The 26,943-nt window shown below is 60.2% G+C and carries 21 protein-coding genes; 16 read left to right on the forward strand and 5 right to left on the reverse strand.

What is annotated here, in order from left to right; all coding sequences use genetic code 11:
• Positions 1–1,044 carry a small ribosomal subunit biogenesis GTPase RsgA gene (gene rsgA / locus ACONT6_RS18435; protein ID WP_428819826.1) on the reverse strand — a complete coding sequence of 348 codons (1,044 nt, stop codon included), beginning with the start codon at positions 1,042–1,044 and terminating at the stop codon, positions 1–3.
• Positions 1,045–1,179: 135 nt separating this feature from the next.
• On the opposite strand from rsgA, the gene orn reads away from it, so the two are divergent.
• Positions 1,180–1,722 carry an oligoribonuclease gene (gene orn, locus ACONT6_RS18440; RefSeq protein ID WP_428819827.1) on the forward strand — a complete coding sequence of 181 codons (543 nt, stop codon included), beginning with the start codon at positions 1,180–1,182 and terminating at the stop codon, positions 1,720–1,722.
• A gap of 396 nt (positions 1,723–2,118) precedes the next feature.
• Here the strand turns inward: orn and queG are convergent, their stop codons facing one another.
• On the reverse strand, positions 2,119–3,234 hold the full coding sequence (gene queG / locus ACONT6_RS18445; RefSeq protein WP_428819828.1) for a tRNA epoxyqueuosine(34) reductase QueG: 1,116 nt from the start codon (positions 3,232–3,234) through the stop codon (positions 2,119–2,121).
• Positions 3,235–3,342: 108 nt separating this feature from the next.
• On the opposite strand from queG, the gene ACONT6_RS18450 reads away from it, so the two are divergent.
• From ACONT6_RS18450 to ACONT6_RS18515, 14 genes are all read left to right on the forward strand, one after another.
• A complete protein-coding gene (locus ACONT6_RS18450) occupies positions 3,343–4,854 on the forward strand; it encodes an NAD(P)H-hydrate dehydratase (protein WP_428819829.1) in 1,512 nt (503 codons plus the stop codon).
• Positions 4,855–4,863: 9 nt separating this feature from the next.
• A complete protein-coding gene (tsaE, locus tag ACONT6_RS18455; protein WP_428819830.1) occupies positions 4,864–5,373 on the forward strand; it encodes a tRNA (adenosine(37)-N6)-threonylcarbamoyltransferase complex ATPase subunit type 1 TsaE in 510 nt (169 codons plus the stop codon).
• Between the two features lie 70 nt (positions 5,374–5,443).
• Positions 5,444–6,787, forward strand: a complete 1,344-nt coding sequence (locus tag ACONT6_RS18460; protein ID WP_428819831.1) for an N-acetylmuramoyl-L-alanine amidase — start codon at positions 5,444–5,446, stop codon at positions 6,785–6,787.
• Positions 6,788–7,092: 305 nt separating this feature from the next.
• Positions 7,093–8,988: a DNA mismatch repair endonuclease MutL gene (gene mutL / locus ACONT6_RS18465; RefSeq protein WP_428819832.1), complete on the forward strand. Its 1,896-nt coding sequence runs from the start codon at positions 7,093–7,095 to the stop codon at positions 8,986–8,988.
• Between the two features lies 1 nt (position 8,989).
• Positions 8,990–9,979 carry a tRNA (adenosine(37)-N6)-dimethylallyltransferase MiaA gene (gene miaA / locus ACONT6_RS18470; protein ID WP_428819833.1) on the forward strand — a complete coding sequence of 330 codons (990 nt, stop codon included), beginning with the start codon at positions 8,990–8,992 and terminating at the stop codon, positions 9,977–9,979.
• Between the two features lie 165 nt (positions 9,980–10,144).
• Positions 10,145–10,429 carry an RNA chaperone Hfq gene (gene hfq / locus ACONT6_RS18475; protein ID WP_181254590.1) on the forward strand — a complete coding sequence of 95 codons (285 nt, stop codon included), beginning with the start codon at positions 10,145–10,147 and terminating at the stop codon, positions 10,427–10,429.
• 188 nt (positions 10,430–10,617) lie between these two features.
• Positions 10,618–11,955, forward strand: a complete 1,338-nt coding sequence (gene hflX / locus ACONT6_RS18480; protein WP_428819834.1) for a ribosome rescue GTPase HflX — start codon at positions 10,618–10,620, stop codon at positions 11,953–11,955.
• Positions 11,956–12,050: 95 nt separating this feature from the next.
• Positions 12,051–13,202, forward strand: a complete 1,152-nt coding sequence (gene hflK, locus ACONT6_RS18485; RefSeq protein WP_428819835.1) for an FtsH protease activity modulator HflK — start codon at positions 12,051–12,053, stop codon at positions 13,200–13,202.
• A gap of 10 nt (positions 13,203–13,212) precedes the next feature.
• The gene (hflC, locus tag ACONT6_RS18490) at positions 13,213–14,088 is read left to right on the forward strand and encodes a protease modulator HflC (protein WP_428819836.1); all 876 of its coding nucleotides are present in this window, start codon (positions 13,213–13,215) and stop codon (positions 14,086–14,088) included.
• Between the two features lie 196 nt (positions 14,089–14,284).
• Positions 14,285–14,485, forward strand: a complete 201-nt coding sequence (locus ACONT6_RS18495; protein ID WP_181255561.1) for a DUF2065 domain-containing protein — start codon at positions 14,285–14,287, stop codon at positions 14,483–14,485.
• 56 nt (positions 14,486–14,541) lie between these two features.
• Positions 14,542–15,732 (forward strand): ATP phosphoribosyltransferase regulatory subunit, encoded by a 1,191-nt coding sequence (locus ACONT6_RS18500; protein WP_428819837.1) that lies wholly within the window; start codon positions 14,542–14,544, stop codon positions 15,730–15,732.
• A gap of 117 nt (positions 15,733–15,849) precedes the next feature.
• Positions 15,850–17,172, forward strand: coding sequence for an adenylosuccinate synthase (locus ACONT6_RS18505; RefSeq protein WP_428819838.1), 1,323 nt, complete (start codon positions 15,850–15,852; stop codon positions 17,170–17,172).
• A gap of 169 nt (positions 17,173–17,341) precedes the next feature.
• On the forward strand, positions 17,342–18,010 hold the full coding sequence (gene trhA, locus ACONT6_RS18510) for a PAQR family membrane homeostasis protein TrhA (RefSeq protein WP_181254581.1): 669 nt from the start codon (positions 17,342–17,344) through the stop codon (positions 18,008–18,010).
• A 144-nt stretch (positions 18,011–18,154) separates the two neighbouring features.
• The gene (locus tag ACONT6_RS18515) at positions 18,155–19,396 is read left to right on the forward strand and encodes a lytic murein transglycosylase (RefSeq protein ID WP_428819839.1); all 1,242 of its coding nucleotides are present in this window, start codon (positions 18,155–18,157) and stop codon (positions 19,394–19,396) included.
• 68 nt (positions 19,397–19,464) lie between these two features.
• Here ACONT6_RS18515 and ACONT6_RS18520 read toward each other — a convergent pair whose 3' ends face one another.
• Positions 19,465–20,481, reverse strand: a complete 1,017-nt coding sequence (locus ACONT6_RS18520; protein ID WP_428819840.1) for a succinylglutamate desuccinylase/aspartoacylase family protein — start codon at positions 20,479–20,481, stop codon at positions 19,465–19,467.
• Between the two features lie 189 nt (positions 20,482–20,670).
• Between ACONT6_RS18520 and ACONT6_RS18525 the strand changes: the two genes are divergently transcribed.
• Positions 20,671–21,867 (forward strand): multidrug effflux MFS transporter, encoded by a 1,197-nt coding sequence (locus ACONT6_RS18525; protein WP_428819841.1) that lies wholly within the window; start codon positions 20,671–20,673, stop codon positions 21,865–21,867.
• A gap of 78 nt (positions 21,868–21,945) precedes the next feature.
• On the opposite strand, the gene ACONT6_RS18530 is transcribed toward ACONT6_RS18525, so the two are convergent.
• Together ACONT6_RS18530 and ACONT6_RS18535 are read right to left on the reverse strand one after the other, a co-directional pair.
• Complete coding sequence (locus tag ACONT6_RS18530; RefSeq protein WP_428819842.1) at positions 21,946–23,439, reverse strand: lytic polysaccharide monooxygenase; 1,494 nt, start codon at positions 23,437–23,439, stop codon at positions 21,946–21,948.
• Between the two features lie 236 nt (positions 23,440–23,675).
• On the reverse strand, positions 23,676–26,942 hold the full coding sequence (locus ACONT6_RS18535; RefSeq protein ID WP_428819843.1) for a DUF6531 domain-containing protein: 3,267 nt from the start codon (positions 26,940–26,942) through the stop codon (positions 23,676–23,678).
• Position 26,943: the final 1 nt, after the last annotated feature.

Below are 26,943 nucleotides of genomic sequence, written 5' to 3' on the forward strand. Positions count from 1 at the left end.
CTATTCGTTTTCCAGGCTGTTGCGCAGATGCAGGAAGCTGTCCATGCGTCTCTGGCTGATGTCACCGCGCTCCAGTGCTTCCTGAATTGCGCAGCCGGGCTCGCTCTGGTGACGGCAATCGCGAAAGCGGCAATAGCCGATAAACGGACGAAATTCCACGTAGCCTTCCAGCAGTTCCTGCTCGCTCATATGCCAGATGCCGAACTCGCGGATGCCGGGTGAGTCTATCAGATCGCCACCGCTGGGCAGATGAAACAGTTCCGCGGCGGTGGTGGTGTGGGTGCCTTTGCCGGTGGCTTCGGAAAGAGCGCCGGTGCGGGCGTCGGTCCCCGGTAAAAGGCCGTTGATCAGGGAGGATTTGCCCACGCCGGACTGGCCGACGAAGACGCTGGTTCCCTGGGCCAGTGTTTCCAGCAGCTCGCCGAGACCCTCGCCGGTTTTGGTGGACAATTGCAGCACCCGGTAACCGAGATCGGGGTAGGGGCGCAGCAGGTCTTCGAGCTGTTCGCGATTGCTGTCGTCGATCAGGTCGATCTTGTTCAGTAATAGCAGCGGTTGGATACCGGTGGTTTCGGCGGCGACCAGATAGCGGTCGATGGCGTTGGCGAAAGGCTCCGGGTAGGGGGCGATGACGATAAGGATCCGGTCGATATTGGCGGCGACGGTCTTCATGTCACCGTAGCGATCCGGCCGCTGCAGTTCTGAGTGGCGCGGCAGTCGCGCTCCGACGACGCCGAGGCCGCCGGTAGATTCACCGGTGGAGGGACGCCAGGCGACTTTATCGCCGGTGACCAATGTGTCGATATTGGCGCGAATATGGCAGCGTTGTCGCAATTCTGCCGCTTCAGACCCCTCGGTTTCGCTTTCTACCAGTACCTGGCTGCCGTAGTTGGCGATGACCAGGCCGGTCTGCTCCTGGCCGAGGTCGCCTTCTTCCTCCGCATGTTCAAAACTCTCGTCCCGCTTGCGCGCACGAGCCTCCCGTTCCTGCTGGATTTTGGCGATGCGCCACTGCTGGCGGCGATTGAGTTTGCGTTTGCTCATGGGAGTTCGCACTGTGGAAAGCGGCGGATTATAACTTGCATCGGTGGGGGATTGCGGTAACTTCCCCGCTATCCTCACGTTTATCCAATACTTGTGTAACTGCCACCGCCGCCAGCGGCTGTTAAGGAGGCTAATGTGGATCAGAATAATCTGATCTGGATCGATCTGGAAATGACCGGCCTGAATCCGGAGAAGGAGCGCATCATCGAGATTGCGACGGTGGTGACGGATTCGCGTCTGAATGTGCTGGCAGAGGGCCCGGTAATGGCGATCCATCAGAGCGATGCGCTGCTGGCTGCGATGGATGACTGGAATACGGAACAGCATGGCGGGTCGGGTCTGGTGACCCGGGTGAAGGAGTCGCAGATCAGTGAGCACCAGGCGGAACGGGAGACGATCGAGTTCCTGCAGCAATGGGTGCCCGAGGGAGCCTCGCCCATGTGCGGTAACTCCATCGGTCAGGATCGCCGGTTCCTGGTGAAGTACATGCCACTACTGGAGCGTTACTTCCACTACCGCAATCTGGATGTGAGCTCGGTGAAGGAACTCGCCCGCCGCTGGCGCCCGGATGTTCTGGAGGGGGTTAAGAAGACTTCATCGCATCTGGCTTTGGATGATATTCACGATTCGATTAATGAGTTGAAACACTATCGTGAGCACTTTTTTCGTATGAGCTGATGGTTTAGTGGTGCTGGGAACTCTGTTCGTATTTCTGTGGCGGTCGGGCAGCGGGTGCGGATTTTCAGGACCGCTGTGAACCCATCCCTGGGCGCTGCGGCGCAAACTTCCTGTTTGCGACGCTCCTGAAAATCCGCACCCGCTACCCGGCCTTCGCATTGAAATATGGGACTTCGTAAGCGGATAGGCCTCAGAGTTGTGTGCGGGCTTACGAAGTACAGAACGTGAAATTGAAGGTGGGGTGACGGGGATCTGTTTCCAAAAGCGTCGGCGACAGGGACGTCGCCGACGCAGCGTACAGGGATGTATTCACAGCGGTTTTGGAAACAGATCCGCGGCGCTCCGCCGCCAGTGTGCTAAAAACAGCGCACCCAATACCACCGAGGTAGAAAGCCACTACGAGGTCCGCTTAAGCTTCCGCTTTCGACGCCGCCCGCTACGCAATCGCTCCAAGGCCCACTCAATATGCTCCGCAACCAGCGGCGTTGCTGAAGCCAGCGAGTTCTCCAAAACCTCAAAAATCTCCGGTGCAGGATCGGCATTCCCCAAAGCAACCGCCAAATTCCGCTGCCACCGCTCAAACCCAATCCGTCGAATCGCCGAGCCCTCGGTTTTCTTCAGAAACTCCTCTTCCGACCAGCGGAATAGATCCACGAGAGCTCCGCTGTCCAGCCCGTGGCGGGGGTGGAAATCTTTTTCGCCGGTGGGGGCGGCGAACTTGTTCCAGGGGCAGATAATCTGGCAGTCGTCGCAGCCAAATACCCGGTTGCCCATGGGCTCGCGAAATTCTTCCGGAATCGGGCCCTTGTTCTCGATGGTGAGATAGGAAATACAGCGGCGCGCATCCAGCGTGTAGGGGCCGACAAAAGCATCCGTGGGGCAGACTTTCAGACAGGCTGAGCACTCGCCGCACTGATTCGGCTCCTCGCTCACATCCACCGGCAATGGCAGATTGGTGTAAATCTCGCCGAGAAAAAACCAGCTGCCCGCCGCGCTGTTGATCACCATGCAATTCTTGCCGATCCAGCCCAGTCCCGCCTTTTCCGCCAGTGCCCGCTCCATGACCGGCGCGCTGTCGGTAAACGCGCGGCCGCTGGCGCCAATGCCGCGTTCCTCGCAGTAGTGGTCGATCTGTTGCGCCAGCTGCGCCAGCCGCTTGCGGATCAATTTGTGGTAATCGCGGCCGTTGGCATAGCGGGACACGTAGGCTTTGCTGGAGTCCTTTAGCACCTGTACCGGTTGCGTGTCCGGTGGCAGGTAATCGAGGCGTACGCTGATAACCCTGAGGGTGCCTTCCTCCAGCAGCTCCGGGCGCCAGCGCTTTTCGCCGTGGGCACCCATCCACTCCATATCGCCGTTGTAGCCGGCGTCCAGCCACTGCTGCAGGCGCTCACCGTGCTGTTGCAACTGGCAATCGGTGATGCCCACCTGCTGGAAGCCCAGCTCCCGCCCCCACACTCGGATCTGTGCGGCCAGGTCTTGCAGGACGGAGGAATCGGGGAGGGAACTCATGGAAGATGGCGTGACCCTGTGTGCGGCGGTTCGTGGGTTGAAGCGGTATAATCATCGGTATTTTGCCACAGTTTAAAAATTGACCACAGCTGGAACGCAGTACACACCATGGATAGTCAGAATTCCTCACCACTTTCGGCCCCGCAAAACCTCTATACCGCCGAGGCCGTGCGTCGCCTGGACCAGCTGGTGATCAGCCAGCAGCAGATACCCGGGCTTGCATTGATGAAGCGTGCCGGGCGTGCGGCCTATGACTGCCTGCGTCAGCGCTGGCCGGATGTGAGTGGTATTCAGGTGTTCTGTGGTGGCGGCAATAACGGCGGCGATGGTTACGTGATTGCAGGCCTTGCCGCCCAGCGCCAGATCCCGGCGACGGTGTTTGTGGCGGTGCCAGAGGACAAGCTCAAGGGGGGGGCGCTGGAAGCCTACCGCTTCGCCGAACGTGAGGGCGCCACGCTGGTATCCAGCCTGGCGGACCTGCCCGCGCCGGAAAAGCACACCGTGGCGGTGGATGCACTGCTCGGTACCGGCTTCAGTGGTGAACTGCGCGCGCCCATGGACGCAGCGATCGCCCATCTCAATGCGTCGTCCTGTCCGGTCCTGGCGGTGGATCTGCCATCCGGTCTCAACGCGGACAGCGGCGTGGCAACAGAGGGTGCCGCGGTTGAGGCGGATGCGACGGTGACCTTTATCGGGCGCAAGGCCGGCCTGTATCTGGGGCGCGGTCCGGCGCTTACCGGCGAAGTGATTTTTGAGGATCTGGGGGCGGCCCCGGAGATTTATCCACAGGTGGCTGCGGCGCTGGTCCGCTATACCGGCAGCTCTCTAGAGAGATTGCCGGCGCGCCCCGCAGACAGTTACAAAAACCAGTTTGGCCACGTGATGGTGGTCGGTGGCGACCACGGCTTCGGTGGCGCCGCGCTGATGGCGTCGGAAGCGGCTGCTCGCGCCGGTGCCGGCCTGATTTCCCTCGCCTCCCGTCCGGAGCATGTCGCGGCAGCGCTGACCCGCTGTCCGGAAGTCATGGCACAGCCGGTGGTTTCCGGGCAGGAGCTGGAGCCGCTGCTGGAGGCACCGGATGTGATTGCGGTGGGTCCCGGCCTGGGTCGGAGTCCCTGGAGTGAACAGTTGCTGGCCCGCGCCGGTCGCGCAGCGGCAAAACTGGTGCTGGACGCGGATGCACTGAATATCCTCGCCGGTGGCCGGGTGCTTGCCGGTGTGCAGCGGGACGACTGGGTACTTACCCCGCACGTGGGTGAGGCGGCGCGACTTCTGGGTATTTCAAATGAGGAAGTCATTGCCGATCGTGTCGCAGCGGCGAGGGCGATTCAGCAAAAATTCAGCGGCGTAGTGATACTTAAGGGCGCTGGCACCCTGATTACACACAGTGACGGGGTCGACCTGATCAACAGTGGCAATCCGGGCATGGCCTCCGGCGGCATGGGTGACCTGCTCACCGGTATCGTTGCCGCCTTGCTCGGACAGGGGTTGCAGCCCGCGGCCGCTGCGCGCCTTGCGGTGTGGTTACACGGTGCTGCCGGTGATCGCGCGGCAGAAGCCGGTCAGCGCGGCCTGCTGGCGACGGACCTGTTGCCGCATGTGCGCGCCCTGGTGGATTGAGGAATCAACGTGAGCGAACAGTCTGTGGATAAAACCCTGTACCTCGCCGACGAGGCCGCCACCGTCGCCGCCGGTGAGGCGCTGGGGCTGGCGTGTATCGACAGCGGCATGGCGTCCGGCCTGGTGTTTTTTCTCGGCGGACAGCTCGGCGCCGGCAAGACCACGTTCAGCCGCGGGGTGCTGCGTGCGTTTGGTCACCGCGGTGCGGTTAAGAGCCCCACTTACACACTGGTGGAGCCTTACGAGTTCGATGTCGGCAGCGAGCAGGAGCGGCGGGTCTACCACTTCGATCTGTACCGGCTGGGCGATGCGGAAGAGCTGGAATACATGGGGGTGCGGGATTACTTCGGCCCCGGCAGCCTGAGTCTGGTGGAGTGGTCGGAGCGCGGCAGTGGTGTTTTGCCGCCGCCAGATATCGAGCTGAGCCTGCGGTTACAGGGTGACGGTCGCGCGCTGACGCTCACCGCGCTGAGCGACGCCGGTCGCGAAGTCCTGGCAAAAGCGGCGTTCGCTGGCTAAGAGTATTTAACAAGCTAAAGAAATGCGGTCGGGGACGGGAACTGCAAGGGAATCGACAGGGCAAAAAATAATGATTGGAGCAGGTTTGTCGGTGCGACTGAAAACAAAATTTATCGCCGCAGTGCTGGCAGCGATGTCGATGCTGCCGGCCTATCAGGCGAGCAGTGCGGAGGTTGAAGGTGTGCGCCTGTGGCGGGCCCCGGATCACACCCGTCTGGTATTCGACCTGGATGGTCCGGCCGAGCACAAGCTGTTTATGCTGACCAACCCCGATCGGGTGGTGATCGATGTAAGCGGTGCGAAGCTGGTCACCGGGATCGACGAACTGCCGCTCATAGATACGCCGATCGCCGGCGTCCGCCACGCGGTGAAAGACAAGCGCGACCTGCGCGTGGTGCTGGATCTGAAGCAGCCGGTTAATCCCCGCAGTTTCGCCCTGCGCCGCCATGAGCAGCTCCCGGATCGTCTGGTGATCGACCTGCACGACCGCGACAAGGTGGAAGAAAAAACCATCGAACAGGTGCAGGTGAGCGGCAAGCGCGACATCGTGGTCGCCATCGATGCCGGTCACGGTGGCGAGGACCCCGGTGCGCTCGGTCCCGGCGGCCTGCGGGAAAAGGATGTGGTGCTCGCGATCTCCCGCTACCTGCAAAAATCCATCGACCGCCATTCCGGCTTCTCCGCCAAGATGGTGCGTACCGGTGATTACTACATTCCCCTGCGCGAGCGGGTGAAGAAGGGACGCCAGCTGCGCGCGGACCTGTTTGTTTCTATTCACGCGGATGCGTTTACCCGCAAGGATGCGCGCGGAGCCGGGATCTATGCGGTGTCTTCCCGCGGCGCTACCAGTGAAACCGCGCGTTTTCTGGCACAGCGGGAGAACGAGTCGGACCTGATCGGCGGTGCCGGTAGCCTGAGTCTCAGCGACAAGGACGATACCCTGGCCGGAGTTTTGCTGGATCTGGCGATGACGGCGACCATGAACGCGAGCCTGGATATTGGCGGCAGCGTGCTGCGCTCTCTGGGTAGCTTTACCCATTTGCATAAAAAGAAAGTGGAGCAGGCCAATTTCTCGGTGCTGCGCAACCCGGATGTGCCGTCGATTCTGGTGGAGACCGGCTTTATCACCAATCCCCAGGAGGCCCGTCGCTTGCGTGACCCATCATTCCAGAAGCGCATGGCGGAAAAACTCAGCGAGGGTATAGTGGCCCACTTTACCTCCCGCCCACCGGCGGGCAGCTGGCTCGCCGCCAACGGCAATCGTATCGACCGCAAGCACACCATCTCTCGGGGTGATACCCTGTCTGGCATCGCTGCGCGCTACGACATTTCCGTGGCGGACCTGAAGAAGGCCAACGGGATGCAGACATCCATGATCCGGGTGGGCCAGACGCTGACCATACCGTCTGGTTGAGATCTGTGGACCCGTGCTGCAGAAACTGGGCTTTAGATTTTGCCCGGAGGCGCCAAAACACTGGGTATGGGTTTTCAAAACCGCTGTGAATACATCCATGTACGCTGCGTCGGCGACGTCCCTGTCGCCGACGCTTTTGAAAACCCATACCCAGCATTTTGGCTTCGCATTGAGTCCGCAGTTGGGCTTCATGTGCCGCTAACGAAGTAGTGTGATTCGAATTTAAACCGGTGCGCCGGCGCCACTGACTCTAAAAGAACCCCGAAGTATGTGGCAGCGGGGTAACGCCAAACACCAAGATCCCAATGCCTGAATATATCCAGTTACTATCCCCACGACTCGCCAACCAGATCGCCGCCGGTGAAGTGGTCGAGCGGCCCGCATCCGTAATCAAAGAGTTGCTTGAAAACAGTCTCGACGCGGGTGCAACACGGCTGGAAGTGGACCTGGATGCGGGGGGCACCAAGCGCATCATGGTGCGTGACAACGGCAAGGGCATCGAAAAAGAAGACCTGCACCTGGCGCTTGCCCGGCACGCCACCTCAAAAATCCACGCCCTCGAAGACCTCGAAGCCGTCGCCACCCTCGGCTTCCGCGGTGAGGCCCTGGCGAGTATCTCCTCGGTCGCCCGACTCACGCTGACCAGCAGCCGCGACGATACCGGCAAGGGCTGGGTCGTATCCGCCGAGGGGCGCGAAATGGAAACCCAGCTTGCGCCTGCAGCGCACCCCCGCGGCACAACGGTGGAAGTGCGTGACCTGTTCTTCAACACCCCCGCGCGGCGAAAATTTTTGCGCACGGAAAAAACTGAATTCAACCGTGTCGATGACACCATCAAGCGGCTCGCCCTGTCGCGTTTCGATGTCTCCATCAGCCTGCGTCACAACGGCAAGGGCGTGCACAACCTGCGCGGGGGCACCAGCCGGGCGGAAAAGGAGCGGCGTGTCGCCCAGCTGTGCGGGCCGGCATTTATGCAGAATGCCCTGCACATCGAAATGGAGCGCAGCGGCCTGCGCCTGTGGGGGTGGGTGGCCGAGCCCGCCTTCTCCCGATCCCAGGCAGACCTGCAGTTTTTCTACGTCAACGGCCGCGCCATCCGCGACCGCGTGGTAAGTCACGCAGTGCGTCGCGCCTTTGCCGACGTGCTGTATCACGGACGGCACCCCGCGTTCGTACTTTACCTGGAGCTGGACCCGGCCTCGGTGGACGTGAACGTGCACCCGACCAAACACGAAGTGCGCTTCCGTGACAGCCGCCTGGTGCATGATTTCCTGTTCGGTTCTCTGCACCGCGCACTGGCGGATGTGCGTCCGGGACAGAAAGACGAGCACGAGGAAGTGGCCCCGCAGGTCTCCGGCGTCAGCGCCGGCGAATTTGCCGGCCAGGAGCGGATGCCGTTATCCCAGGCAGCGCCCCAGGCCCCGACACCACCATCCGGCAGTGGATTTTCATCGCCCATGTACGGCGAACGCAGCTCTCCCGAGCGTCTTCAGCAGCAGATGCAGGGATATGGTGAGCTGCACAAACCCTATGGCGGTGGCGTGCAGGAAGCGCCCGCAGTAGCGGCGGGTCAGGGCGCCTGGGGGCAGTCGATCCCCGCGGCATCCGATGAGGAAACGCCACCGCTGGGATTTGCTGTCGCCCAGCTGCACGGGATTTATATCCTGTCGCAGAACCAGCACGGTATGGTGGTGGTGGACATGCACGCAGCCCATGAGCGGATTGTGTACGAACAGATGAAGGCCGCCCACGCCGCGGGCGGTATCCAGGCGCAGCCATTGCTGGTGCCGGTGAGTCTCGCAGTGAGCGAGCGGGAAGCGGATTGCTTTGAGGAGCGTGAGGAGGTGTTCACTGCCCTCGGCTTTGTACTGCAGCGCGCGGGGCCGGAAACCCTGATGGTGCGACAGGTGCCGAGCATGTTGCACAGCGCTCCGGTAGAGCAGCTGGTGCGGGATGTTCTGTCCGATCTGTTGGCAGAGGGCAGCAGTGACCGTATCGGTAACAAGATCAACGAGATTCTCTCCACCATGGCGTGCCACGGGTCCGTGCGCGCCAACCGCAAGCTGACCATTCCGGAAATGAACGCGCTGCTGCGTGACATGGAGCGCACCGAACGCAGCGGCCAGTGTAATCACGGCCGACCCACCTGGACGCAGGTTAAACTGGCAGATATGGATAAGTGGTTTATGCGTGGTCAGTAGAATGAGCAGTTCCGGTTCACCCGAGGTAAAACGGCCGCGGGCGATTTTCCTGATGGGCCCTACCGCCTCCGGCAAAACGGATTTGGCCATGGCGATCAGCGACCACTTGCCGGTGGAGCTGATCAGCGTCGACTCCGCACTGGTCTACCGGGGACTGGATATCGGCTCTGCCAAGCCGTCGCCGGAAGAGCTTGCTCGCTACCCCCATCGGCTGATCGATATCTGCGATCCGTCCGAGAGTTATTCCGCCGGCCGCTTTCGCGAGGACGCGTTGAGTGCCATGCAGGAAATCACTGAGCGCGGCAAAATTCCGTTGCTGGTTGGCGGAACCATGCTCTATTTCAAGGCTCTATTGCAGGGCATGGCAGAGATGCCCGAGGCCGATCCCGAATGGCGTGCACAGATTGAAGCGCGCGCCGCCGAGGAGGGCTGGCCCGCTCTGCACGCGGAGCTGGCAAAAGTGGATCCCGAGCTCGCCGCTGAACTGCATCCGAATCATTCGGTACGTATCGAGCGGGCGCTGGAGGTTTATCACCTCACCGGCAAGACCATGACCCAGCTGCGCGCGGAGCAGCAGAGTGAGTCGCTGCACGCAGACTACGATATCTGCCAGCTGGCCATAGTGCCCCGCGATCGGGCCATATTGCACGAGCGTATCGCACAGCGTTTCCAGCGAATGCTGGATAATGGCTTTATCGAAGAAGTGAAGGCCCTGCGTGCGCGCGGCGACCTGCACCGGGATCTGCCGGCGATCCGCGCGGTGGGCTATCGCCAGGTATGGGACTACCTCGAGGGGGAGTCCGATTACGACCAGATGGTGGCCGCGGGAATCGCTGCCACCCGCCAGCTGGCCAAGCGCCAGCTCACCTGGTTGCGACGCTGGCCGGACCTGGCGCCTATCCACGCACAGGAACCTGGCGGCAAAGTCCGCAAAATCGATGAAATGTTGGTTGAGGCCTTGAAATTTCTCGGTTCAGCAGCCATAACGTGAGTGGGCCGGTGTATCCGTCCCAGTTCAGTCAGTTATTCACAAGAGCCTTGGTTACATTTGGCTCATTTTATACGCCGCATCACCATGGCCGTTTCTTAGTCCGCGGGTTTCGCGGGCGCGATCGTGCGTCATCTGGCGACTTATCTTTTGGCAAGGAGAAAAAAGATGTCAAAAGGGCACAGCTTACAAGACCCTTACCTCAATGTTCTGCGTAAAGAACGTATCCCGGTTTCCATCTATCTGGTGAACGGCATCAAACTGCAGGGCCAGATCGAATCCTTCGACCAGTTCGTAGTGTTGCTGAAGAACACCGTGAGCCAGATGGTCTACAAACACGCAATTTCCACCGTTGTTCCGTCCCGTGCCGTACGTGTGCCGCTGATGAATCCAGCTGCACAGGGTGGTGAAGGCGGCGCCCCTGAGGGCGGTGAACGAGATACTTTCGGCTGAGTTTGATTCTGCCGTCGTGCTTCCACGGGTCCTGTACGCGCTTTCAATCTGCGCACTTGGGACTTTTATGGGGCGGGCGGTAAGCCGTTGTACAAAAAGTAGTTACTTACAGCGCCCCGGCCCGTCCGGGGCGTCTGTTGTTCGGCGCCAGTACACTGGCGCATTGATAGAGCCCAAGAGAATAATCCTTGTTTTTTGATCGCCCGGAAACCGGTGAACTGGCCGTACTGGTCCACCTGGAACTTTCCGCCATCGACAGCCCCGACGACCCACGGGAATTCGAAGAGCTGGCACTGTCCGCAGGTGCTGACCCGGTGGCATTTATCTTCGGCCAGCGTGCCACCCCAGATCCCAAGACGTTTGTCGGTCGCGGCAAACTGGAAGAAATCCAGGAGACTGTAAAAAAACACGGCGCAGAGCTTGTGATGTTCGATCACACCCTGTCACCCAGCCAGGAACGCAACATTGAGCGCGAGCTCAAGTGCCGGGTACTGGATCGCACCGGGCTGATTCTGGATATTTTCGCCCAGCGTGCGCGGACCCATGAGGGCAAACTGCAGGTCGAGCTGGCGCAGTTGCGTCACATGTCCACGCGCCTGGTGCGTGGCTGGACCCACCTGGAGCGCCAGAAAGGTGGTATCGGCCTGCGCGGCCCGGGTGAAACCCAGCTTGAGACCGACCGCCGTTTACTGCGGGCTCGTATCGATTCCATTGAGAAGCGTCTCGACAAGGTGCGCCGTCAGCGGGAGCAGGGGCGCCGCGCCCGCTCGCGGGCGGAAGTGGCGACAGTGTCACTGGTGGGGTATACCAACGCCGGCAAGTCGACCCTGTTCAATCGCATTTCCAGTGCCGAGGTGTATGTACGCGATCAGCTGTTCGCGACCCTGGACCCGACCATGCGCCGGGTAGAGCTACCCAACGTGGGCGCGATGATTCTGGCGGATACCGTGGGATTCGTATCCCACCTGCCGCACCGCCTGGTGGAGGCGTTCCGCGCCACCCTGGAAGAGGCGGCCAATGCGACTCTGTTATTGCATGTAGTGGACGCCGCGGCGGAAAACCGCCTGCACCTGATTGAAGAGGTACAGGCAGTACTCGAGGAAATTGGCGCGGCGGATTTGCCCCAGCTGCTGGTGTACAACAAACTGGATCTACTGGCCGACGCGGAGCCGCGTATTGACCGGGACGACCAGGGCGTGCCGCGCGCCGTATGGCTGTCGGCGGCCACCGGTGCCGGCTGCGACCTGCTGGTGGAGGCCATCGCTGAGCGTCTCGGTCAGCAAATGGTGAGTGGCTCACTGGTGATACCGCCGCAACATGCACGCCTGCGTGCGCAGCTGTTTGAAGGCAACGCCGTGCAGGGAGAAGATTATCGCGACAACGGCGACATTGAGCTCAAGGTGCTGTTGCCGCGTGCCGAGCTACAGCGCCTGATGGCGCAGTTCCGGGAAGTAGGCAACCCGCCACAATGGTTGCCGGAAGATCCCGACGCAGAGCCGAAACCTGAAGATTGGGAAGTCGACTGAGCAATCGCGGTCGATAGGCATACTGCCGGGTCAGTGAAATGCTAGAATTTCGCGACAGCTAACGATTAATAAGTTGAATGAGTTGGAGTAAATAAATGGCCTGGAACGAACCGGGTGGTAACAACAAAGATCCCTGGGGTGGCGGCAATCGCAACAATGATGGCCCGCCCGATCTCGACGAGCTGCTGCGCAAGATGCAGCAAAAACTGAACGGACTGTTCGGCGGCAAGCCGTCCGGCACTGGGGACGGACGTCCCGGTGGTGGCAGCTTCCCCTGGTCCCTGGTAATGATCGTGCTGGCGGTGGTTTACGGCCTGTGGGGTTTCTATCAGGTGGATGCGAACGAATCCGCCGTGGTACTGCGGCTGGGTAAATACCACAGCACCGAGACCTCTGGTCTGCACTGGAATCCGCCGCTGGTGGATCACGTCACCAAGGTGAACATGACCGAGGTGCGTACCGAGCGCACTACCGGCCAGATGCTGACCGAAGACGCGAGTATTGTGGATGTGGTGCTGCAGGTGCAGTGGCATATCGATGACGCCGAGTCCTTCGTGCTGCGCGTGCGCGACCCGCTGAAGAGCCTGCAGGAGGCCACCGACAGTGCGCTGCGCCACGTGGTGGGTTCGCAGACCCTGAACGGCGTGATTTCCCAGAATCGTACCCAGGTATCCGCGGATACCCAGGTGCGCTTGCAGGAATATCTCGATCTGTACCAGACCGGTATTCGCGTCGACGTGGTCAACCTCACCGATGCCAAGGCGCCGCGTGAAGTGCAGGACGCATTCGATGACGTAGTGCGCGCCCGTGAAGACGAGGTGCGTCTGCAGAACGAAGCCCAGGCCTACTCCAACCAGGTAATTCCGGTTGCCCGCGGTCAGGCCCAGCGGATGATTGAAGAGGCGGAAGCCTACAAATCCCGCGTTGTGGAAAGTGCCCGCGGTGAAGCGGCGCGATTCACTGCGCTGCTGACCGAGTTCCAGCGCGCGCCTGAAGTAACCCGCGAGCGTATGTACCTGGATGCAGTGCAGGAAGTGATGAGCAACACCTCCAAGGTGATGGTCGACGTGGAAGGTGGCAACAACATGATGTACCTGCCGCTGGACAAGCTGGCCGAGGGTAGTGCCACCAGTGCCGCTCAGCGCCCGCAGATTTCACCGCAGGTCATCGACGAGATTTCCCAGCGGGTGATCAACCAGTTGCGCACGGAAGTTAACAACAATCGTCGCAACCGCGAAGTGCGTTAAGGGGGTTGCTATGAACAACAACAAATCACTTTTCATCATCGCACTGATACTGATTGGCGTGCTGGTACTGTCCGGCAGTGCGTTTGTGGTTAAGGAAACCGAGAAGGCGGTACTCGTCCGTTTCGGTGAGGTAGTGCGCACGGATTACGGTCCGGGGCTCTATTTCAAGATTCCGCTGGTACACGAACTGCGCAAGTTTGACGCGCGTATCCAGACCGTCGACTCCCAGCCAGTGCGGATGCTGAACAGCGAAAACAAGTTCATGATGGTGGACTCGTACGCGAAGTACCGCATCTTTGATGTGGGCCGCTTTTACGTGGCTACCCGCGGTGACGAGCGCAACGCCGTACGCCTGCTGGCGGAGCAGATCAACAACCGCCTGCGTAACCAGTTTGGTGTGCGCGACCTGCACGAAGTGGTGAGTGGCCAGCGCGACGAGCTGATGGCCGAGATCACCACTAACCTGAATGAGACCGCGCGCAAGGACCTGGGTGTGGAAATCGTGGATGTGCGGGTGAAACGCATCGACCTGCCGCCGGAGGTTTCCGAGTCGGTATTCCAGCGTATGCGCGCCGGTCGTGAACTGGAAGCGCGGGACCACCGGGCAAAAGGTCAGGAAGCCAGTGAGCGTATCCGTGCCAACGCAGATCGCGAGAAAGTAGTGATTGAGTCCGAGGCCTACCGCAAGGCGGAAGAGGTGCGCGGTGCTGGCGATGCCGAGGCGGCCAAAATCTACGCCGAAGCCTACAGCAAGGACCCTGAGTTCTATCGCTTCTCCCGCAGCCTGACGGCCTACAAGGAGTCCTTCAAGAGCAAGAGCGATATGCTGTTGATTGACCCGGACAGCGAGTTCTTTCGCTATTTGAATGATCCGTCTGGCAAGTGATGCCAGGCTCCGCGCCGCCTCTGGAGGCGGCGCAGCTGGCGGGAAAGAGCTGTGATCCCTGATAGTGGCCACACTCCCGTCATTTAGTGGTAAAATCCCCAAAACCGGGCCGGCGCCCGGTTTTTTTGTGCCGGCCTGATTTGTTGAATCCCTGTTATTGAACCCAAAAGCGGAATCGCTGACTGGAGCTGCCAAGGTGTGGGAAGAGCTGGCCCGGGCCATCGGCCTGGTACTGATCATTGAAGGTATTTTGCCTTTTCTATACCCCCGCCGCTGGCGCGCACTGGTGCAGCAGCTGGCATCTGTGGATAATCGCAGCCTGCGCACGGCGGGGCTGGTATCCATGCTCGTCGGCACAGCCCTGCTAATGCTGATCGGCGGCACGCCGTCAGCGTGATCACAGAGGTTCAAATCGGCCCAGTGCCGCACTGTTAACTGTCGAACGCCCACACCATGACCCAAGCCGAACGCTGGATGCTACCGGATGGCATCGCTGAGATTTTGCCCGCAGACGCCAAGCGGGTGGAAACCCTGCGCAGAGACCTGCTGGACCTCTACCATCGCTGGGGGTATGAGCTGATCATTCCACCGATGGTGGAATTTACCGATTCCCTGTTGATTGGCATGGGGCGCGACGTGGACCTGAGCACATTTCGTGTGACCGATCAGTTGTCCGGTCGCAGCCTGGCTATCCGCGCGGATATCACACCGCAGGCGGCGCGTATCGACTCTCACAGCTTTCCCCGCAGCGGCGCCAACCGCCTCTGCTACGCCGGTCAGGTGCTCTACACCCGACCCCGCGCGCCCATGGGGCCGCGCGCACCGATTCAGATCGGTGCTGAACTGTACGGCGTAGAGAGCCTGCAGGGGGATATCGAGGTCATCAGCCTGATGATCGAGACCCTGCGCACCGCCGGTATCCGCGAAATCCACCTGGATCTCGGTCATGTGGCCATCTTTCGCAGCCTGGCACAGGCAGCCGGTCTCGACGAAGTGCAGAAGAGCGACCTGATCGCGCTGCTACAGAGCAAGGCAGTGGCGGATATCGAACGCTGGGTGGATGAAAATATTGCCTCGGTAGAGGCGGCCAACTGGCTGCGCGCCCTGCCGCGGCTGGCCGGTGGCACCGAGTGCCTGGCACGCGCACGGGACGTGTTCGCCGATGGCCCCGAAGCATTGAAGGCTGCACTGGAAGAGTTGCAGCGGGTGGCCGACGCGGTAGCGCGCCGTTACCCGCAGGTGGCGCTATTCTTCGATCTCGGTGAAATGCGCGGTTACGACTACGAAACCGGGCTGGTGTTCGCCGCCTACTCCCCGGGCCACGGTCAGGCACTGGCCAACGGTGGCCGCTACAACGGGATCGGCGCCGTATTCGGGCGCGACCGCGCGGCCACTGGATTCAGTACCGACCTGGCGGCAATCAATGCCCTGGGTGGCAATGGCCACAGCGAAGCCGGCGCGATCCTCGCACCGGCCAGCGACTGCGAACAGCTGTGGCAGACCGTTGAGTCCCTGCGCGCCGGGGGCGAGGTGGTGATTACGCTGATGACCGACGCCGGCAGCGATGACAGCGAAACCCTGGCCCGCTGTGACCGCGAGCTGGTGCAGGAAGGTACAACCTGGGTGGTGAAGCCACGCGCTTGAACCCTAAGCTTGGCAATTGGCCCTGGGCCAGTTGATCCGAATTTCAGGCCGCACGACGGGCGCGGCCGACACTTCTTTCCGCCCGTCTACTGAACTGACGACACGAGATTTACGCACATGGGCAAGAATGTAGTGGTGCTGGGCACCCAGTGGGGCGATGAAGGCAAAGGCAAGATCGTCGATCTGCTGACCGAAAAAGTCGCGCTGGTAGTCCGCTTTCAGGGCGGTCACAACGCCGGCCACACGCTGGTGATTAACGGCGAGAAAACCGTCCTGCACCTGATTCCCTCCGGCGTACTGCGCCCCGATGTGACCTGCCTGATCGGCAACGGCGTGGTGCTGTCCCCGGAAGCCCTGCAGAAAGAGATGGGCGAGCTCGAAACCGCCGGCGTGCCGGTGCGCAAGCGCCTGCGCCTGTCCCCGGCCTGTCCGCTGATCCTGCCGGTGCACGTGGCGCTGGACCAGGCGCGCGAGAAAGCGCGCGGTGAAAAAGCGATCGGCACCACCGGCCGCGGTATCGGCCCGGCATACGAAGACAAGGTGGCCCGTCGCGGCCTGCGCCTCGGGGACCTGTGCAACTGGGACAACTTCTGTGCGCAGCTAAAAGAGCTGATGGAGTACCATAACTTCGCCCTGACCGAGTACTACAAGGTCGACCCGGTGAACTATGAGGAGACCCTCAAGCTGGCGGAAACCTGGCGCGACGAGCTGGTACCGATGATCGCGGATGTCGCAGACATACTGCACAAGGCCCGCGAGAACGGCGAGCACATCCTGTTTGAAGGTGCCCAGGGCTCCCTGCTGGACATCGACCACGGTACCTATCCGTTCGTGACATCTTCCAATACCACCGCCGGTGGTACTGCCACCGGTTCCGGTTTCGGCCCGCTGTACCTGGACTATGTACTGGGTATCACCAAGGCCTATACCACCCGCGTGGGCAGTGGACCTTTCCCCACCGAACTGGGCTGCGACGTCGGTCGTCACCTGGGTGAAAAGGGCCACGAGTTCGGTGCCACCACCGGGCGCCAGCGCCGCACCGGCTGGTTCGATGCCGTGGCCGTGCGTCACGCCATCCGTATCAACAGTATTTCCGGCCTGTGTCTGACCAAGCTGGACGTACTGGATGGCCTGGAAGAAGTGAAAATCTGTGTCGGCTACCGCAACAGCGCGGGCGAGGAAGTGCCGGTGCCGTTCGATGCCGCCGGTTGGGAAGGTGTGCAGCCGGTTTACGAATCCATGCCGGGCTGGAGCGATACCACCTTCGGTGTGCGCCGCGAAGCGGAACTGCCGCAAGCCGCGCGCGATTACATTGCCCGTATCGAAGAGCTGGTGGGCGCGCCCATCGACATCATTTCCACCGGCCCGGATCGTGTGCAGACCATCGTGCGCGAAACTTCCGCCCTGTGTGAGATGGGTATCCACAACGCCAGCGTCTGATCTCCCTTCCCGCTGAGCACGGTCCGGGATTTCGGTAGTATTCCAGTACTCACCGGTCCCGGACAGTGCTTGCCTAGCGGCACCTAAACCTCGATCATGAGACTGCTTTTCAATTTGCGGTCACAAACATCTGCCATACTGGCACTCGTGTGAAGATCGGGGAATCAACATGTCCAGTAGCCTGTCCGTCGGTGTCGGCAACCGATATAGCCTGGCGGAAGAACTCGCCAACAGTATCACGCACGGTGTGGGCGCATTGCTCGCCATCGCCGGTCTCGGTGTGCTGTGTGGTTTTGCCGCGCTGCGTGGTGATGCCTGGCATATCGTCAGCAGCAGTATTTACGCGGCTACCCTGATCCTGTGCTTCGCTTCTTCCACGCTGTATCACAGCGTCACCCACGCTTCCGCCAAGCAGGTGCTGCGCACCCTGGACCACTCGGCTATTTTCCTGCTGATCGCGGGCACCTATACCCCGTTTACCCTGGTTACCCTGCGCGGTCCCTGGGGCTGGTCCCTGTTCGGGGTGATCTGGGGGCTCGCGTTGATGGGTTTGATCATCCAGTTCACGCCGCTGAAAAAAATACGCGCCTTGTCGATCACCCTGAGCGCCCTGATGGGCTGGGTGGTGATCGCCGCGATCAAGCCATTGATGGATAACCTCGCGCCGGGTGGTCTCTGGCTGCTGGTGCTGGGTGGCCTGTGTTACACCGGCGGTATTGGCTTTTATCTGTGGCGCAGCCTGCGCTTCCACCACGCCATCTGGCACCTGTTTGTGCTGGCGGGTGGCGCGCTGCACTTCTTCGCCATCCTGTTTTACGTGATTCCCCCGGCGAACTGAGTTTCGTTGGAGCGGCCCCGGCCCGGACTCGGTTGAAAAGAGTGTCGGGCCGGTCACAGTCAGAGTGACTGGCGGCAATCCTCCCTTTCCGTTACCTGCCATCCGTTCTACCCTTGAGCGAGCTGTTACTGCCAAGGAGTCGTTATGGGCCAGGTTGCCTTTCTGCCGGCGCGTCGCACCGGTTTTCTTTCCGTTTTGCTCTCTTTTTTATGTGCCCTGCCGCTACTGGCAATGCCCGCATTCGCCAGCGCCGCTGCGGATCCCGGTTTTGAAAAGTGGAAAAAGGAATTCCGCAAGACTGCAATGAAGGAGGGGATCACCGCGGAGACCTTCGATCGCGCGTTCAAGGGGATCGACTCGCCGGATCAGTGGGTACTGGACAAGGCTAGTTTCCAGCCGGAGTTCAAGGCGCCGGCGTGGCAGTATTTCGACAATCGCATCACCAAGTACGCAGTAAAGCGCGGTCGCGCGAAGAAGCAGGAATTGAAGCCATGGCTGGACAAGATCCAGAAGCAGTCGGGGGTAAATCCAAACATCCTGTTGGCCATCTGGTCGATGGAATCGAGCTTCGGTGCAATCCTGGATAACCAGACGGTAATGCGCAGCGTAGTGCGCTCCCTGGCCACCCTGGCTTATGCGGATCCCAAGCGCAAAAAATTTGGTCGCAGCCAGCTGCTGGCAGCACTGAAAATCCTGCAAAGTGGCGACATTGACGAGAGCCACCTGACCGGGTCCTGGGCGGGTGCCATGGGGCATACCCAGTTTATCCCGACCAGTTACCAGGCCTATGCCGTGGATATGGATGGAGATGGCAAACGGGATATCTGGAATTCGGTACCCGATGCGCTGGCGACGGCGGCAAACCTGCTGGATAAAAATGGCTGGGTCTCCGGGCAGACCTGGGGCTACGAGGTGACTATTCCGGATCGCAAGCTGCCGGCGGGCAAGCTGAAGATTTCCGAGTGGGAAAAGCTCGGGGTAAAACGCGTGCGCGGTCAGAAGTTCCCGCGTCCAGATGACATTGCCGAGTTGAAAGTCCCGGCGGGCCGCAAGGGGCCGGCATTCCTGATGCTGAAAAACTTCTTTGTGATCAAGCGCTACAACAATTCGGACCGCTATGCCGCAGCAGTGGGTATTCTCGCCGACCAGATCGGCGGCGCTGAACCGCTCACCAAAGACTGGAAGCGTCCGTTTACCAAGCTGGATCAGGACGAGGTCATCGAGCTGCAGACCAAGCTGAAAGAGAAGGGCTATTACGACGGCGAGATCGACGGCAAGGCCGGCGGTGGTACTCGCAAGGCCATCCTCAAGTTCGAGGAAGAGGCCGGGGTTGAGCTGCAGGGTTTCCCAAGTAAGGAAGTTCTTGAGCTCCTTCGCAAGCAGTAAAGCTTTTTATTGCCTCCGGTGGCGGACGGCCACCGGAGGCAGTTCCACTGCGCTCCGAATGTGTTCAATTAGAAATTCTCTTCTGGTAGCAACGTATCCTGCAATAACTCCAGATTCTCCAGCACCTCGTTTGGCTCCTGGAAATACGCCACGTGGTACATTGCTTCCCCCTCCTGTACCAGCGGAATGTTCTGTTTGCCGATAATAATACCGTCGGCATCCGCCAGTACCGTGTCCAGCTCATTGCCGTACAGATCGGCTATTGTGGCGAGGATTTCGCCCTTCTTTACATGATCCCCAAGTTGTTTCTTGTGGTTGACGATGCCGCTGTCGCCGGCGCGCAGCCAGCCGCTGCGTCGTGCCACGAAAGGTTCGATGCCCCGTCGGCCTTTTTTTGGCGGTAGCATTTCCAGTTTGCGCAGGACATTCAATACGCCGCGCACCCCCGCACGGATACACAGCTCATCAAACCGCAGGGCCTCACCGGCTTCGTAAAGCAGGATACGTACCCCCAGATCTGCAGCGGCCTGGCGCAGGGAACCGTCGCGCAGGGTGGCGTTGAGCAGTACCGGCACACCGAAGGCGCTGGCCATCTCCCGGGTTTCACTATCGTCCAGATTGGCGCGAATCTGGGGCAGGTTGCTGCGGTGGAGGGCACCGGTATGCAGGTCGATGCCGTAGTCGCATTTGGAAACGACTTCTTCGAGAAATACGTGGGCCGTGCGCGCCGCCAGGGAGCCGCGCGCGGAACCGGGGAAGGAGCGGTTGAGGTCGCGGCGATCGGGCAGGTAGCGGGACTGCTGCAGTACGCCATAGACATTCACTACCGGTACGGCAATCAATGTGCCGCGCAGGGATTTCAGGGATTTGCTGTTGATCAGGCGGCTGATGATCTCCACCCCGTTCAATTCATCCCCGTGAATCGCGGCGCACACAAACATGGTGGGGCCAGATTTTTTGCCGCGGTGGACATAAACCGGGATAGCCATTTCGGTATCGGTATACAGGCGCACGATGGGAAGTTCGATCTTGCGGGTTTCGCCGCGGGGCACTTCGACACCGGCAATGGCAAAGGAATCTGGCATATAGGTTTCAACAGTAAAAAATGACTTGTCGGTTATTGTAGTTGTGACCCTGTGATTCGTGGAAGTCAGGATTTTCCGCCCCCTTGGACTGCAGCCGCGTGCTGTTAGAATCGGGGCATGTTCGGGCAGTGCGGTCCGGCGGTACCTTCTACCTTCTTCTGGCTGTTGCCAACCGGAATACGAGAGCCCATGAAACCCGAATTGATCAAGATGGCCCTGATGCTCGGGCTGCTCAGTTGTGTCGGTCCCTTTGCTATCGACATGTACCTGCCGGCCATGCCGGCAATGGCAGAAGACTACGGTGTGCCGACGGCCATGTCCCAGTACACCCTGGTTTCTTTTTTCGTAGCCTTCGGTGTCTGTCAGCTGTTCTACGGCCCGGCGGCGGATATGTTCGGGCGCAAGCCTCCGCTGTATTTGGGCCTCGGAATTTTCCTGCTGGCGTCCATCGGCTGCGCTCTGGCACCCACCATCGAATGGCTGATCGCGCTGCGTTTTGTACAGGGTGTGGGGGCGGCTTCGGTCATGTCGATTCCGCGCGCGATTATCCGCGACCGTTACACCGGTACTGAGGCCACGCGTCTGATGACCACTGTGATGCTGGTAATCTCCATTTCGCCAATGCTGGCCCCGCTGGTTGGCAGCCTGTTGATGGCGCCATTTGGCTGGCCTTCGGTGTTCTATGCGGTAGCCATTGCCACGGTGGCCAGCCTGCTGTTGATCCGCTTTGCACTGCCGGAAACCCTGCCGACGGAAGAAAGAGTACCGTTGAAAGTTTCCGCCATGCTGAGTGCTTTCCGGGTACTGTTCCGGGATTCGTATTTTATGGGTATGACACTGATCGGCGGCATGGGGATGGCGAGCTTTTTCTCGTTCCTGTCCATCGCTGCGTTCCTGTACACAGACCACTACGGACTGACCCCGACCCAGTTCAGCCTGGCATTTGCTCTCAATGCCCTGGGCTTTTTCCTGGCCAGCCAGTTTGCCGCCAACCTGTGTGAGCGTTTTGGCGGTGTCGCGGTAGTGAAGTGGGCGGTCACCGGCTTTGCCGTGAGCGCCGCGGCAAACCTGCTGGTAACCCTCGCTGGTGTGGATAACTTTGCGGTGCTGGTGGGATTGCTGTTGCTGGGGAATTCCTTTCTCGGTCTTGTCGTGCCGACCACCATGGTGCTGTCACTGGATGATCATGGGCCTATTGCGGGTACCGCGGCCGCGCTCGGCGGCACCATGCAGATGATGCTGGGTGCGGCAGCCATCGGTATTGTGAGCGCGGTGTTTGATGGTTCACCGCTGATTCTGGTGGCCGCGATCGCTATTTGCGGTGTGGTGGCTGCGCTTTTGTTTGCGCTGACGTTGCGGCAGTCTCCCCAGGCGGTTGCGACCTGAGGGAATCCTCTTTACTGGAACAAAAATCGCCCGGCCTGTGCCGGGCGATTTTGTTTCGGGCTTTATCTCACAAGGGTGTTACAGCCTGATCCAGGCATCTCCCCAATTGCTGCCGGTGCCCGGCGCATAGTGATAGGGGCTGTTGATATTGCACCACTGACCCTCGGGAAAAGCGCGGCACTGATAGCGGTTGCCATCACTGCCCAGCACCACGGTTTGCCCGGGGGTATAGCTGCCAATGCCCTCCGGATAGGCGTGATCGTAGTCATTACCTCCGGAAGATTCCGGTGTGTGGGTGATGCTTACACGGCTGCTGGCACTGGCTTGACCGTCCGATACGGTGAGCTCTATCACCACATCCTGTGTCGCAACAGGCGCACTCAAATCCAGCACCACATCCTGTTCACTGACCGCGCTGAGGACAGCGCCGCTGCCTGCGACTACCTGCCAGTTGTAGCTGAGAGTATTGCCGTCGGGATCACTGGAGTCGGCTGCCGAAAGATTAGCGCTGCCAGCGCCGGTCACACTGCCCGGAGTAGCGGTAATAACCGCTGTGGGCGCGCGGTTTGTATCCGCGGGCTGAATATCCACTTCGTGGTTCAGGTTCAATTCCGCCTGGGTATACACGCGGTTTTCTGAGGCACTCTGCACCGGTGTAATCGTGTCGCTGGACGGGTCGAGAATACCGATACGCGCATACTGGGATTGGGTATTCACGGTATTGGCAAAAGCCAGGGCCCAGGCTTCGGCGGTGCTGTCCTGTTCGATCTGCAGGGTGATGGTTTCCAGGTCGTTGCCGCTGCTATTGAACAGGCGCAGGCGTACTTCGCTACCCGCCGCCAGGTCCGAATACGCCTGCAGCGCGCCTTCATCGGCCCAGATGCTGGGAGTACCGCCTCCGAGAATCACGTCTGTACAGGTGTAAAAGGCTTCCGGGCTGTCGGATCGCTGCCAGGTGGTGTAGATCACATGCTTGCCGGTCAGTTGCGGCAGAGGGCAGTTCAGGGTGTAACGCTTGTCCGCACCTACCGGTACATTGCCCAGGCGGCAGAATTCAAACAGGTCTCCCCACTTCAGCGGCTCGTCACCCGTATAGCCCGAGCGGGTGATGTAGAAAACCCATTCATTGGTGGAGTGGGGCGCAGTTGCCCAGAAAGTGAAATCAAAGGTGCCATCCGCCTTGGGGGTGATCGGGGTCGCTTGCCAGTCACTGCGCGCCAGGTCCATGCCGGCATATTTACTGCGTCCCCCTGAACACAGTTGGCCATCCGGGATCAGTGCGCGGTGGTCACCGGCAGCGTTTGCCTGGTTGATCTCGTTCCAGTCGTAGAACTGCTGAGTGCCGCCAACGGCTTTGGCCGCAGCACAGGCGGGGTCGGATGGGTTTTCCGGATTGTTCAGGAAGCAGTTGTAGATACGGCTTTCCGGGACCTCCATGGTGCCATGGGCGTGGGCATCGAGGCCCGGGAGCGCGCACAGTGCGAACAAAGTGAGCGCTTGCAGCGGGCCGGTGCCTTGCCGGCTGGTGGCCTGTGAAAGCCGCATTCGCGAAACTGCGGTAGTGTGATTCATGACAGATTTCCTCAGATTTATTGTTGATTATGTTTTTGGGGCGAAGGGAGAGCGCTTCGCGCAAAACAAATGACAGCGCTGTCTTCGCGGAGACATGCTAAAGGAATTTGTCGGGGTGGTTGGGGAATGGGGCGTCAAAACTTGTGGCACCCCAACTGGTGTGGACCAGTTGTGTGACGGGATGCCAGTTTTACCGGGGGAGGGACTGGTTGAGTGTGACCGGAGCAGCGCTGGATTTAACGGCTGTGGTCTGTCAGCGGTTCCGCAGCGTGGTCTGGATCCGCGCCCTGAACCGCGCCTGAGGCGCGGGCGGGCTGTGTGTTCTGCTGCAGTGCCATCAAACGGCCCTGGCCAATATCCAGAGGCGCACTGCCAGTTGGTGAGGGTGTCCCATCGGCTGGGTGCCAGTAGCTGAAACCGCGGTATACGAGCTGGGTTTCCACATCGAAGATACCCTCGCGGCCCCGGTAGCTACCGGGACTGCGTGGTGCATTTGCTGCGGGCTCCGATATTTCCCTCTGCCAGATTGGCTCGCCCGGTCCGCTATCGCCCAGCAGCGCCAGCAGCTTTCCTTCATCATCGGTAACATAGTACTGCAGCTTCCCTGTTTCACTGCCGGCGTCTGAAGTATCGAGTGCCCGCGCCACCAGTGCCGCACTGATGGGATGATGGAGGTAGTGGCAGCTACTTTGCTGGCCGTCGCGCACGGTCACTTCACCCCAAAGGCTGAGGCCTGACCAGTGGCTGAATACCCGCTGTTGCCGCCGCGAGCGGCGATGGGTGCTGATCTTTCCCACCCTGCGCCCAAATGGATCGTAGTGGAAATAGGTTTTGAAATCGCCGCATTCGGCACTGTGCAGAAGCCCCCAGCCATCGTACTGGTAATGGTAGCGCGGTGCTTCGCGCTGGCCGCTGCGCACTTCGTCGATCACATTGCCGCGCGGATCGAGTCCCGTGTGTTTGTCCACTGCGCGCAGCAGAAACTGTGCCGGTGCGCTCGGTATTCGAGTGGGCTGTTGGGGAAGCTGGGGGTGTAATTGGTGTTGCCCGTTCAGCGTAATGCACTGAAGTAGACCGGTTTCATACTGCTTAACGACTTCGTGTTCGCCCAGGCTCCAGGTCTCGCTGTTGTCCCGTTGCTCGCAGCGCAACACCATCTTGCCATTGGCATCGATACCGTAGAGGTTACCGCAAGCGGCGAAGGTGTAGATGACATTGAGGCTGTCGGAACTGGAGCTGCGCAGCCAGCCGCGGCTGTCGTATTGGTGGTTGATACTGAGGCTTTCACTGCGGTTTTCCTGCAGCAGGTCGCGGTGTTCGGCGATGAGCAAATCGCGCTGGTCGTAGCGGTAGCGCAGGGTACAGCTGTCGTTCGTGGCCTGCAGCAGGCGACCGTGAATATCGAAGTGGAAGCTGCACTGCTGCCCGTTGTTGTTGCGGATCTGGTCCAGGGTGCCAGTGGCGTTGTACTCCAGAAACCAGTGGTTATCACTGTCGCGGTACTCTGTGACGCGGCCGCCGTGATCGTACTGCCACTCCCGCTGTTGGTGATCCCCATCGCCGAAAAACTGATTCAACTGGCCGAAGGCATCGTATTGCCAGCGGAATTGCGAGTTGCCGGTGCGCAGCCCGTTGAGCCGTCGGCGGGGATTGTAATCCAGGTCCCAGGATATACCCGCAGCAAACCGGATGTGACGCACAAGTCCGCGATCGTCGTATTGCCACTGAAGCCGGGTTTCTCCGTCGCATTCGATGGCACAGGGACGGCGGTGATCGTCGCAGCGCAAGGTATAGGTTTGTGCCCCCAGTGTGGCCTTGCTCAAAGTGCCGTCGGTATCGTATTCCCAGCTGTTTGCCACCGCTGCACTTGCGTTAAATGCCTTTAGCCTTCCGCGCTCGTTGTACAGCCAGTGACACTGACTATCGCCGCGCTGCAATTCCCGCAGTTGTGACTGTGCGTCCCAGTGCAGGCTGACACAGCCATCTTCCGGGTCCTTCAACTGGCGCAGTTGCCCCTTGTCATCGTAGTCGCAGTGCCAGTGGTTACCCGCTGGGTCGATCACCCGCGTGGGTCGCGAATGTTCCTGGTAAGAAAATTTCCAGATTGCAGCGGGGCCGTCGGTGCTATTTATCCCGGCAGCCAGCAATCGCCCCTGGGCGTCGTAAATATAATGCTGGTGTACCCCGTGGCGGGTACGGCGCACAAGTCTGCCAAATTCATCGTGGCGAAATACGGTGTCTGTCCCTGCGCTGTTCACTTGCAGACACAGGTTGCGATAGTGATCGTAGCGACAACGGGTCTCGCGTCCTTGCTGGCGGCGGCTGATGGTATTTCCGCGGGTGTCGAACTGCCACTGGATATCGTGCTGGTCGTCACTCGACAGTGTGCAGGTGCGTCGCCCGGATGACCAACGCAACAGGTATTGCTGTTGGTCCATGCTAAGCAGGCGGCAGCGATCTATGCGGTCGTAGGTAAATGTGAGGTGACCGGTATTGTCGTTGCTTAACTCGCAGAGCCGTCCCTGTGCGTAGGAATACGTTTCACTGGGATGTGCGGCGTAGTTTGACCCGGTGCTGTGACTGCTGACTGCTGCGCAAAGATGCTGCTCGTCATCGAACTGGTAAGCACACAGGGGCGCGTACTCCGAGTTGCCCGGTGTATCGGAAATTTCCAGCAGAAGGCCTTCCCGGTAAACAAAGTCGAGGGTGCGTCCCCAGGATGTCACGATCTTGTGTGGCCGCCCTTCCTGATAATCGACCGTCAGTGTGTTGCCGAAGCTATCCCTGATTTCACTCAGTGGCACACTGCGGCCGGCACCATCTGCGCGAAATATTTTATCGGGCTGATCAAATGCCGAGATGCGGAAACTATGCAGGCTCTGGCGAAGCAGACAAAGCCGCTCGCTGCGATTGAAGCTGCCGTGACCGATGGCGGGAAGATCGAAAGCGATACTGCGCCCTTCGGCCGTATTTAGTACAACTTTGTTGTTACTGTCGGATCCCGATTCAGGAAGTTGCAGGTGCTCACTGAGTGTATGCCGCCATCCGTTGCCTAGGCCCTGATTGTCATCGGCGCTTTGCCGGTAAAAGCGCTGCCAGGAAAAGTTGAAAGGCCCGGGCAGAACGAAATCGGTGCGCGAAAAAGCGACCTCTCCGTTGGTTGCGATTACATGGCCACAAACAACGGTGGCGTGGGAAATTGTTGGCAGTGGCTCGCCGCTAAAGTTGGTGCCCGGATAGTTGCAGAACTGAACCGGTGTGTTTTCAGGAAGGTGGAAAATGGCCGGGCTGGAAAAATTTGCCAGGCAGTAATCGTTTGGCCTGATGGTCGGGGCGTCGGGCCACAGCGGGTTTTTAGTCTCAAGTGGTACTGATGTTCCATTTTCGGCGCTGCGCAACCACTCGCAGATGGCGAAGACATCGCCGGGGGAACGGGGCTGTCGCGGTGGGGCGAGGTCAGCGAGAACAGAAGGAATAAAACCGACCAGACTTTCCGGTGTCATT

It is taken from the genome of Microbulbifer sp. MCCC 1A16149, assembly GCF_050368945.1.
Lineage (GTDB): Bacteria > Pseudomonadota > Gammaproteobacteria > Pseudomonadales > Cellvibrionaceae > Microbulbifer.

Bases quoted from the DNA above. Each gene is read 5' to 3' on its own strand.
- rsgA (WP_428819826.1), bottom strand. From the start codon at position 1,044: ATGAGCAAACGCAAACTCAATCGCCGCCAGCAGTGGCGCATCGCCAAA.
- queG (WP_428819828.1), bottom strand. From the start codon at position 3,234: ATGAGTTCCCTCCCCGATTCCTCCGTCCTGCAAGACCTGGCCGCACAG.
- ACONT6_RS18450 (WP_428819829.1), top strand. From the start codon at position 3,343: ATGGATAGTCAGAATTCCTCACCACTTTCGGCCCCGCAAAACCTCTAT.
- ACONT6_RS18460 (WP_428819831.1), top strand. From the start codon at position 5,444: ATGATTGGAGCAGGTTTGTCGGTGCGACTGAAAACAAAATTTATCGCC.
- mutL (WP_428819832.1), top strand. From the start codon at position 7,093: ATGCCTGAATATATCCAGTTACTATCCCCACGACTCGCCAACCAGATC.
- miaA (WP_428819833.1), top strand. From the start codon at position 8,990: ATGAGCAGTTCCGGTTCACCCGAGGTAAAACGGCCGCGGGCGATTTTC.
- hfq (WP_181254590.1), top strand. From the start codon at position 10,145: ATGTCAAAAGGGCACAGCTTACAAGACCCTTACCTCAATGTTCTGCGT.
- hflK (WP_428819835.1), top strand. From the start codon at position 12,051: ATGGCCTGGAACGAACCGGGTGGTAACAACAAAGATCCCTGGGGTGGC.
- hflC (WP_428819836.1), top strand. From the start codon at position 13,213: ATGAACAACAACAAATCACTTTTCATCATCGCACTGATACTGATTGGC.
- ACONT6_RS18500 (WP_428819837.1), top strand. From the start codon at position 14,542: ATGACCCAAGCCGAACGCTGGATGCTACCGGATGGCATCGCTGAGATT.
- ACONT6_RS18505 (WP_428819838.1), top strand. From the start codon at position 15,850: ATGGGCAAGAATGTAGTGGTGCTGGGCACCCAGTGGGGCGATGAAGGC.
- trhA (WP_181254581.1), top strand. From the start codon at position 17,342: ATGTCCAGTAGCCTGTCCGTCGGTGTCGGCAACCGATATAGCCTGGCG.
- ACONT6_RS18515 (WP_428819839.1), top strand. From the start codon at position 18,155: ATGGGCCAGGTTGCCTTTCTGCCGGCGCGTCGCACCGGTTTTCTTTCC.
- ACONT6_RS18520 (WP_428819840.1), bottom strand. From the start codon at position 20,481: ATGCCAGATTCCTTTGCCATTGCCGGTGTCGAAGTGCCCCGCGGCGAA.
- ACONT6_RS18525 (WP_428819841.1), top strand. From the start codon at position 20,671: ATGAAACCCGAATTGATCAAGATGGCCCTGATGCTCGGGCTGCTCAGT.
- ACONT6_RS18530 (WP_428819842.1), bottom strand. From the start codon at position 23,439: ATGAATCACACTACCGCAGTTTCGCGAATGCGGCTTTCACAGGCCACC.
- ACONT6_RS18535 (WP_428819843.1), bottom strand. From the start codon at position 26,942: ATGACACCGGAAAGTCTGGTCGGTTTTATTCCTTCTGTTCTCGCTGAC.